At 75.1% G+C, this 8,020-nt stretch carries 6 protein-coding genes; 1 reads left to right on the forward strand and 5 read right to left on the reverse strand.

What is annotated here, in order from left to right; all coding sequences use genetic code 11:
• Positions 1-83: 83 nt before the first annotated feature.
• From ACR9E3_RS25870 to ACR9E3_RS25890, 5 genes are all read right to left on the reverse strand, one after another.
• Entirely contained in the window at positions 84-1,241 is a 1,158-nt protein-coding gene (locus ACR9E3_RS25870; protein ID WP_460383585.1) for a glycosyltransferase, read from the reverse strand.
• Entirely contained in the window at positions 1,238-3,268 is a 2,031-nt protein-coding gene (locus tag ACR9E3_RS25875; RefSeq protein ID WP_460383586.1) for a glycosyltransferase, read from the reverse strand. Before ACR9E3_RS25875 ends, ACR9E3_RS25870 begins: the two co-directional genes overlap by 4 nt.
• 83 nt (positions 3,269-3,351) lie before the next feature.
• Positions 3,352-4,440 (reverse strand): GNAT family N-acetyltransferase, encoded by a 1,089-nt coding sequence (locus ACR9E3_RS25880; RefSeq protein ID WP_460383588.1) that lies wholly within the window; start codon positions 4,438-4,440, stop codon positions 3,352-3,354.
• Positions 4,437-5,489, reverse strand: a complete 1,053-nt coding sequence (locus ACR9E3_RS25885; RefSeq protein WP_460383589.1) for a glycosyltransferase family 4 protein — start codon at positions 5,487-5,489, stop codon at positions 4,437-4,439. Before ACR9E3_RS25885 ends, ACR9E3_RS25880 begins: the two co-directional genes overlap by 4 nt.
• 62 nt (positions 5,490-5,551) lie before the next feature.
• A complete protein-coding gene (locus ACR9E3_RS25890) occupies positions 5,552-6,748 on the reverse strand; it encodes a glycosyltransferase family 4 protein (RefSeq protein ID WP_460383590.1) in 1,197 nt (398 codons plus the stop codon).
• Positions 6,749-7,012: 264 nt separating this feature from the next.
• Between ACR9E3_RS25890 and ACR9E3_RS25895 the strand changes: the two genes are divergently transcribed.
• Complete coding sequence (locus ACR9E3_RS25895) at positions 7,013-7,987, forward strand: polysaccharide deacetylase family protein (RefSeq protein WP_460383591.1); 975 nt, start codon at positions 7,013-7,015, stop codon at positions 7,985-7,987.
• Positions 7,988-8,020: the final 33 nt, after the last annotated feature.

Here is an 8,020-nt window from a genome sequence, read left to right on the forward strand (position 1 = left end):
GCGGCCCGCCCGGCGGGCGTGGTGGCCGAGGGCCCTCCGGTGCCCCTCCCCTGGAAGACGTGCAGCCCCGTTGCCGGTTGTCCTCAGCGCGAGAGCAGGTCGGAGATCATCCGTTCGCAGCAGCGTGCGGTCGTCTCGATGCTGAAGTCCCGCTCGGCGCGCGAGCGGGCCGCCTTGCCGAACGACTGGCGCAGCTCGTCGTCGCCGGCCAGCTCGCCGAGACGTCGGGTGAGTGCGTCGAGATCACCCGCGGGCAGCAGGTAGCCCTCGGTTCCGTCGCCGATGATGTCGGGCAGGCCGCCGACGGCCGAGGCGACGACGGGCAGGCCCGCCGCCATCTGCTCGATCACCGACATCGGCACGCCCTCGTGCTTCGAGGGCAGCACGCCGAGGTCGGCGCCGGCGAGCAGGCGCGGGACGTCGCGGCGCAGCCCGGTGAACACCACGCGGTCGGCGACCCCCAGCTCCTCGGCCAGCGCGGCCCGCTCCTCGGCGAGCGGCCCCTCGCCGACCACGAGGACCTTGAGACGCGGGTGGTCCGGCGCGAGGCGCGCGAGGGCCCGCAGGAGGAGGTCGTGGCCCTTGATCGGCGTGATCCGCGCGACGATCACCGCGACCACGTCGTCGTCGGCGAACCCGAGCTCCGCGCGCACCTCCGCCCGCTGCGTCGGCGTCGGCAGCTCCGGGATCCGGATGCCGTTGGGCACCACGTACTCGGGGACCCGCCGCCACGGGAACCGGCCGACGCCCTCGTGCTCGCGCAGGTACGCGCTCTGGCTGGGCACCAGCAGCGCCAGGCCGTCGGTGACCCTGAGGGTCTCGACGACGTAGGGCGGCAGCGCCCGGTCGCCGACGTGGTGGAGGTCCATGTTGTGGACGGCGATGACGTTCGCCGGCACCCGGGCGAGCTTCGCGAACCACGGTCCGAGCACCAGGGGGGCGCGCTGGAAGTGGGGCACCAGCACGACGTCGGGCTTCGTGCGCCGGAAGTGCGTGAACAGCTTCGCGGTCTCCCGCAGGTCGGACCACCCGTGGCGGTCGAAGACGGTGACGTCGAAGCCCGAGGCGCGGAAGTCGTCGGCGAGCGTCCCGCCCTCGCGCAGGCACACGAGCTCCGGGCGCACCTTCTCCGGGTCGAGGTGCCGGAACATCTCGAGGAGCACGACCTCGGCCCCGCCGACCAGCGCGGCGTTGAGCACGAGGCACAGGCGGGCGGGCCGCCCGGACACGTCGCGGCTCACAGCACGAGGGCGGGGTCGGCGGGAGCCCCGGGGATCGGGTGGCCGAGCAGGCGGGCGAAGGCGCGCTGGTAGTCGTCGACCATCGCGGCCACCGTGTAGTGCGACAGCGCCCGCTCACGGCCCGCGGCGGCGAGCGCCGCGGTGCCCTGCGGGTCGTCGATCACCGTCCGCAGCTCGGAGGTCCACCGCTCGCGCGTCAGCGGGTCGACCATGATCCCGGCGCGGCCGTCGTCGAGCATCTCGGGCACCGCGCCGGAGATGGACGCCATCACGGGTACGCCGCGCATCATCGCCTCGACCATGACCAGCGGGAACGCCTCGAACCCGCTGGGGACGCACAGGACGTCCATCTGCTCGAAGGCCTCGTCCGGCCCGAACGCCCGGCCCCGCCAGCGCACGCGGTCGCGCAGGTGCTCGGGGGTGCGGCGCTCGAGGTCGGCGCGGTCGGGGCCCTCGCCGAAGATGTCCAGCGTCCAGTCCCCGGGCCGGTCGAGGGCGTCGAGCGCCTCGGCGAGCAGCAGCGGGTTCTTGTACTCGACGATGCGGGTCATCATCCCGAAGCGCACCGGCCCGCCGTCGGCCGCGGGCCGGTAGGGCCGCTCCGGGGCCGCCGGGATGCCGTTGGGGGCGATCATCACGGTGTCGGTCAGCGCCTGGAACCGGGTGAGGTCGACGTGGTGCTGGCGCGCCAGCACGAGCAGCGCGTCGGCCGAGCGCAGGGCCCGCGCCTGGTGCTCGCTGTACGTGGCGTGGTCGAGCTCGGCGGGGTCGTGGCTCGCCGGCATCCACAGCCGCCGCTGCCCGTGCAGCCGGCCCTGGGCCCGCCAGCCGAGCGCGAAGCCGATCTCGGTGTTGGTGACGCCGCCGACGAGGATCGCCTCGTCGGTCCCGACGTCGACCAGCGGCTGCCACCAGGGCTGCAGGAGCAGGCGCACGCGCGGGTCGAGCTCGGCGGTGTACGGGCCGAGCTTCTGCAGGGCGACGACCGTCACCGGGTGGCCGCGCTCGAGCAGCTCGTTGGCGAGCATCACCCGTTGCCGCTCGGCGCCGCCGAGCTCGAGGCCGTTGGAGATGACCACGATCGCGGGCCGGCCTCCGGCCCGGGCGGCCGCCGCCGTCCGCTCGCGCCGCCGGCGGGCGCGCGGGGCGGGACGGACGCGGTCGAGCACCGCGGCCCCGGCGGAGAACAGGGCGCCGCGGCCGCCGTTGTTGCGGATGCCCAGCACCATCGTCCGCGACGCGCGCCGCAGGTCGTCGGGGCGCTGGACCGTGCGCTCGTCGCTCGGGACGTCCCCGGCGGCCGGGCGCAGGAGCCCGTCGGGCGCGGCCACGCGGGCCTGCGGCTCGGGCTCGGAGACGAGGCGCAGCGACCACCCGGCCGCCCGCGCGGCGCGCTGCCAGGCCGCCTCCTCGCCGCCGTCGAAGAAGCGCTCGTCGAACGTCCCGACCGCGTCCCACGCGTCCCGGGAGATCAGCAGGCAGCGCCGCAGCAGGTAGCCGTCGACGGTGTCCGGCGCGGTGGCGTAGAGCTCGCTCGCGCCGCGTCCGCGCAGGGCGTCCGACCAGCCGGCGACGCCGACGAGGTTGCGGACCACGGTCTGCGAGCGCCGGGCGACGTCCCACGGCAGCCACGCGCCGTCGGCGTCGACGACCGCGGGGGACACGGCGGCGACGCCGGGCTCGGCGAGCACCTCGCGCGCGGCGGTCAGCGGACCGAGGAGCTCGACCGCGGGGTCGAGCAGGAGGGCGTCGTCGTCGCCGGCCTGCGCCATCAGGCGGTTAGTGGCCGTGACCGGGCCGAGGTCGGCGTCCCAGAACGTCCACGTGACGTCGCGGCGGTGCTCGGCCAGCTCGGCGATCGCGGGCGTCGCCGCGTCCCGGTTGTCCCACACGTGGACGCGGGCCTCGGGCAGCCACTTGTCGACGCTCGCGAGGGCGCGCTCCAGCAGGTCCGCGCGGGCCGGGGAGACGATGAGGACGGCCAGTCCCCGTGCCGGCCTGCCGACCGCTTCCTCGCTGGCACCCACCCGCACGTCCTCCTGTGGCTTCTCGGGCCGCGTCGATGGTGGCACGACGCGGCGGTCGTCCCGGGCGGGCCCGGGGTCGCCCGTCACAGACGGCGGGCGTGGGACACGAGCCACTCGCCGTCGAGATGGCTCATGAGGGAACGCGTGGAGCCCAGCAGCGACAGTGCCGTGGAGTCCTGGGAGGCGACGAGCGCGCGCGCCGAGCGCCGCACGATCACACCCGGTCGGGAGAGGACGCCGGAGAGGACGGGCTCGAGACGGCCGTGGACCACCGCGGCACCCTCGTCCCACGCCGACCGGAACAGGTGGTCGATCACCGGGTCCGGGTCGTTGCCCGGGACGCCGACCTGCAGGACCTGCGCCACGCCGCCTTCCGGCAGCACGTAGACGAACCACCCGAGCACGCGGCCGCCCGCGCCGCGCACGAGGCGCGCCACCGGCCGCCCGACGCGGGGCACGGCGTCGACCTCGTCGAACGCCCACTTGAGGAACGCCGCGTCGTAGTCCGGGTAGAGCCGCATCCGGCGCCCGATGCTGCTCATCTGCTCGAGCAGCTCCGAGAGCGTCAGCGGTTCGCGGCTGCCCGCGGGCTCCGGGGGCTCCGTACCGAGCCGCGGCACCCGCCCGGCGAGCGCGTCCACCGGGCCGCCGACGGCCCGCGCGGCGCGGCGCAGCAGGCCCTCGCGCTCGCGGGAGTCCATGAGGGCGCCCGCCGCGCGGCCCGGGCGCAGCACGCGGTACCAGCCGACGCTGGCGTGCACGAGCTCCTGGCCACCGAGCTCGCGCCACATGCGCAGGGAGTCGTCGTTGGAGCGGTCGGCGAGGGTGAGGTCCTGCGGGCCGCCCATGAGCTTGCGCAGGAGCAGCGCGCCGACGCCGCGAGGGCGCTGGTCGGGCCGCACGACCAGGTTGCTGCTGACCGCGACGCGCGCGGCGCGCCCGTCGACGCGCACCCGCCGCGTGCTCGCGCCGATGAACCCGACGATCTCGCCGTCGGCGGTCTCGTGCACCAGCGACGGGATGTCCGGGTCGGCCCACGGGTCGTCGAGCAGGATCCGCCCGAAGTACCGCGCGACCTGCGCGGTGCTGCTCGAGCCGGTGCCCATGACCTGGTCGAACAGGCCGGCGACGGCGTCGAGGTCGCCCCGTTCCAGGGCCCGGATGCCGCTCACACCGTCACCCCCGCGAGCGAGCGCCACAGGTCGGCGAGCCGGGCCGCCCAGGCGTCGGCGGCGTACCCGCGGACGTCCTCGCGGGCGCGGGCGCCGATCGCGTGCCGGCTGGTGTCGTCGACGAGGAGCTTGCCGAGCGCGGTGGCCAGCGCCTCCGCGTCGGCGACGGGCACGAGCACGCCGGTGTCGCCGTCGCGGATCAGCGCCGGGAGCCCGCCGACCGGCGTCACCACCGGCGTCAGCCCCCAGGCCATGGCCTCGAGCACCGACATCGGCAGGCCCTCGGCGTGGCTGGGCAGCAGCAGGATCTGGGCCCGGGCCAGGAGCGCGTCGCGCTCGTCGGGCCCCAGGTAGCCCGAGACCTCGATGGCGTCGCCGATGCCGGCCTCGCGGATCGCCGCCCGCAGCGGCGCCGGGTCCTCGTGCCCCGCGGCGACGACCCGCAGGCGCTCGCGCTGCTCGGCGGGCAGGAGCGCGACGGCGCGGACGATGTCGAAGACGCCCTTCTTCTCGCGCAGGGCGCCGAGGAACGCCGCGACCACGGGGCCGTCCCCGTCGCGGGCGGGCACCGTCGCCGGCCACTCGACGGGGTTGGTCATCATGACCATCCGCTCGGCCGGCACGCCGAGGCGCCGCGCGTAGCCGTCGCGGACCTCCTCGTTGAGCACGATCACGCGGTCGGCCACCAGCAGGCGGCGCACCAGCCGCTGGGCGGGGCGGGGCAGCCCGTCGAACCAGTCGAGGAAGAGGCCGGCGTGCGCGTGCACGACGGTCGCGGCGCCGCGGGCGCGGCCGACCGCGAGGATCACGCCCTTGCGCAGGACGCTCGCCTTCTTCGAGAGGTTGACGTGCACCACGTCGATGCGCCGCGTCAGCAGGCTCAGCACCGCGCCGCCGACGCCGATCACCGACTGGCGCAGCCGCGTCGCGGCGCCGCCCTCGGTGAAGGTCGCGTGGACGTGCAGCTCGACGTCGTCGGGGACCCACTTCTCCAGGAGCCGCTGCATCGCCGGGATGCCGCCGTAGGTGCGGGCGGACGAGCCGGCCACGAGGACCTGGAGCTTCGGGAGACGGAGCGGAGCGGAGCTCGACCCCTGTGGCTGTCCTGTCGTCATCGCTTCCGGGGTCGGTGGGCCAGGTCGTACGCGGCGACGAGGGCCTGCTCCGACTGCTTCCACGACAGCGGGCCGGTGACCCGGTCGCGGCCGATCTCACCCATGCGCCGGCGGCGCTCGGGGTCGTCGAGCAGCTCGGAGATCAGCCCGGCGAACTCCTCCTCGGAGTTGTCGCTCGCGTACACGGCGGCCTCGTCGGCGGAGACCCGCGACTCGCGCAGGTCGAACGAGACGACCGGGATCCCCATCGCCATGTACTCCACGATCTTGTTCATCGTGGAGAGGTCGTTGAGGGGGTTGCGCGGGTCGGGGGCGAGCCCGACCGACGCCGTCGAGAGGTAGCGCAGGATGTCCGGGGTGTTCGTCCACCCCGTGAACGTGGTGCAGTCCGCGAGGCCCATCGAGTGGGCGAGCGCCCGCACGTCGTCGAGCGCGTCGCCGTTGCCCATGAACACGGCGTGCCAGTCGTCGCGGTGCTCGGCGCGCAGGTGCGCCAGCGCGCGCACCGCGTAGTCGACGCCGTCCTGCGGGCCCATGACGCCGAGGTAGGCGAGCAGGTGCTTCTTGCCCTGCCGGAGTGCGGGCTCGACGGGCACCTCGTGGAACCGCTCGCCCGCCGGGGCGCTGCGCACGGTGAAGGTCCGCTCGGGGCGCACGCGCCCGCGCCGCACGGCGAGCTCGCGGTAGCTCTCGTTGGTCGAGACGACGACGTCCGCGGTGCGGTAGGTGAGGAACTCGACGAGGCGCATCGCCCAGTACAGGGCGTCGCGCTTCGGGCGGAAGCGGGAGAGGTAGAGCTCGGGGATCAGGTCGTGCTGGTCGAAGATCACCCGCGTGCCGCCGAGCTTGAGGACCAGCGCGATGACGAAGAACAGGTCCGGCGGGTTGCACAGGTGCACGACGTCGATCGGGCCGCGGCGGCGGACCTTGCGGGTGGCCCGGTAGGTCCGCCAGAGCGCCTGCCCGTACTCGCGGGGGTAGCCCGACGGCCCGCCGGTCGCCGCGTCCAGCGGGTAGCGCTGGATGTGGACGCCGTCGACGACCGCCTCGGGCTCGGTGTCGCGGTCGTCGCCCTGCGGGCAGATGACCTCGACGTCCCAGCCGTGGTCGCGCAGCGTCATGCACTCCTGCCAGACCCGGCGGTCCGCCGGGACCGAGAGGTTCTCGACGAGGATCAGCGCCCTACCGGTCACAACACTCCCCTCCGTGGGCGATCCCCCGTCGGATGTCGTGCTCACCGCGCTCCATCACCTGGTCCTCCATGTCGCCTGCCGACCACCGACGGTGGTCGACACGGTCGCTGCGCGAAGCTATCAGCGGCCGGAGGAGGGCCGTCCTCCCGCTCCCCTCCCGTTCTAGGACGTCCGGGGACCCCCCGTCGTTGCCGCGGATCCGGACACACGACGACGCCGCACCGTCGTCGGGCGTGCGACCGGCGGCTCCTAGGATCGGCCGCCATGAGCCGTCGGCTGCTGGTGCTGGGTTGGCACAACATCGACCCCACGCCGTACGCGCCGGCCGACCCCGACACGGGTCGCCGGGGCTTCGAACGGCAGCTCGCGCTGCTGGACCGGCTGGCCACGGTGGTCCCGCTCTCCGACGCCGTGGACATCCTCGCCGCGGGCGGCTCGCTGCCGCCGCGGTCGGTCGCGCTGACGTTCGACGACGGCTACGCGGACTGGCTCGACGCGGCGGTGCCCGCGCTCGACCGCCACGGCGTGCACGGCACGTTCTTCCTGGTCTCGGACATCCTGAGCCGCACGGTGGGGGCCTGGTGGGAGGACCTCGCGGCCGCGTTCGACCGCGCCGAGGTCGCCCACCTCGAATGGGCCGGGCGGACCCACGACCTGTCGACGCCCCAGGCCCGCCACGCCACGCAGGAGGCGCTCAAGAGCGAGCTCAAGCTCGTCGACCGGGCCACCCGCGTCGCCGCCGTCGACGCGATCGCCGCCCGCATCGCGCCCTCCGCGCCCGCGGCCTCGCCGTCGCTGTTCCTCGACTGGGACGGCGCCCGCGCCCTGGCCGCCACGGGGCACGGCGTCGGGTCCCACACGGTGACGCACCCCATCCTCGCGCGGGAGGAGCCGGACACCCAGCTCGCCGAGCTCACCGACTCCCGGCGCGAGCTCGAGGACGGGCTCGGCCAGACCGTGGACCTGCTCGCCTACCCGAACGGCAACAAGGGTGACTACGACGAGCGGACGATGGACTTCGCCGAACGGGCGGGCTACCGCGCCGCGATCACGACCCGCGCCGGCCTGGCCGGTCCGGACGCCTCGCCGTTCGCGATGCGCCGCGTCCTCGTGACCCCGCACACCGACCTCGGCGAGCTGATGGGCAAGGTCGGCCGGAAGTCGACGAAGCTCGCCGGCGCCGTGGTGCGCCGCGGCGTGGGCCTGGCGACGACCGTCGCGGACCGCGTCCGCTCCTGAGGTGCGCTCCGCGCATGTGAGCAGTTCGGCGTG

The sequence above is a fragment of the Actinomycetospora sp. C-140 genome, assembly GCF_054796175.1.